This window comes from Rahnella bruchi, assembly GCF_003614975.1.
In the GTDB taxonomy this organism is placed as follows: Bacteria; Pseudomonadota; Gammaproteobacteria; order Enterobacterales; family Enterobacteriaceae; genus Rahnella; species Rahnella bruchi.
This window is the reverse complement of record NZ_QZWI01000052.1, coordinates 1-1,209: the sequence shown is the minus strand read 5'-3', so window position 1 is coordinate 1,209 and position 1,209 is coordinate 1. Positions and strand designations below refer to the sequence as shown.

The following is a 1,209-nucleotide window of genomic DNA, read 5'->3' as shown; positions in this document are numbered from 1 at the left end:
TGTAAGTATCCCAGCTTTAGTTCCAGGCACTTTTTGAGACTTCCGGGTTTTCGGCCATCAGCCGATATTCTTCTGGCGTCAGGTTATTCAGGGATTCATGAGGTCGTTCGCTGTTATATTCAGCCAGCCAACGCTCTGTGATTTCCCGTGCTTCATTCAGGGTTCTGAACAGATAAAAATCCAGTATTTCTGTCCTGTATGTTCGGTTAAACCGTTCTATAAACGCGTTCTGTGTTGGCTTACCCGGCTTGATAAATTCCAGCATCACGCCATGGTCTTCAGCCCATTGCGCCAGCGCCAGTGATATCAGTTCCGGCCCATTATCCATCCGCATCTTCAGCGGATATCCACGGTTTGCTACTATCCTGTCCAGCACTCGGACGACACGCTGCGCTGGGATATTTAGGTCAATTTCTATCGCCAGAGCTTCACGGTTAAAATCATCGACAACATTGAAAGTCCGAAAACGTCGGCCACATGTCAGAGCGTCGTGCATAAAATCAATCGACCAACTTTGGTTGAGTGCTTCCGGCGTTGCCAGCGGAGCCGGATTGCGCACCGGCAGGCGTTGTTTACCCTTACGACGAAAATTCAGTTTGAGAAGACAGTAAATCCGGTGGACACGTTTGTGGTTCCAGACGTGCCCCTGTCTGCGAAGTACCTGAAAAAGCTTCTTAAAACCGTAGCGGGGATAGCGCTCAGCGACCTCGGTCAGCCTCTGGATCACCGCTTCATCACGTCGCGTATCCGGTTGATAACGAAACACCGTCCTGCTTAGCGATAACGTCCTGCATGCCTGGCGTATGCTCATCGTAAATTGCGTGGTCAGATAGTTGACGAGCTCACGCTTTATCGCTGGTTTTAAAGCTTTTTTTCGATGACGTCTTTCAGCGCCCGGCACTCCAGACTCAGATCGGCAAACATCTGCTTCAGACGACGATTCTCGTCTTCAAGATCTTTGATCTTTTTGATATCAGCGGCTTCCATCCCGCCATATTTCGCCTTCCAGTTGTAATAGCTGGCTTCAGAAATAGCAGCCTCACGACACACATCTTTGACGGTTCGACCAGCTTCTACAGATTTCAGAACGGCAATGATCTGGTGCTCAGTGAATCGGATCTTACGCATAGCGATCTCCTCAGGGGACATAATCAGTATGTCGGAAGATCTCTAAAAGTGAATGGGCCGTTTTGACGGGGTACTTACAGA

The 1,209-nt window shown here is 49.3% G+C and carries 1 protein-coding gene; it reads right to left on the bottom strand.

Going from position 1 to position 1,209, the window contains the following annotated elements; all coding sequences use genetic code 11:
* Window positions 1–16: 16 nt before the first annotated feature.
* Window positions 17–1,128, bottom strand: a protein-coding gene (locus tag D5398_RS25300; RefSeq protein WP_120510032.1) for an IS3 family transposase whose coding sequence is annotated in 2 segments (ribosomal slippage) — window positions 17–867 and window positions 867–1,128 — 1,113 coding nt in all. Because the reading frame shifts where the segments join, the coding sequence is not laid out codon by codon here.
* Window positions 1,129–1,209 lie beyond the last annotated feature (81 nt).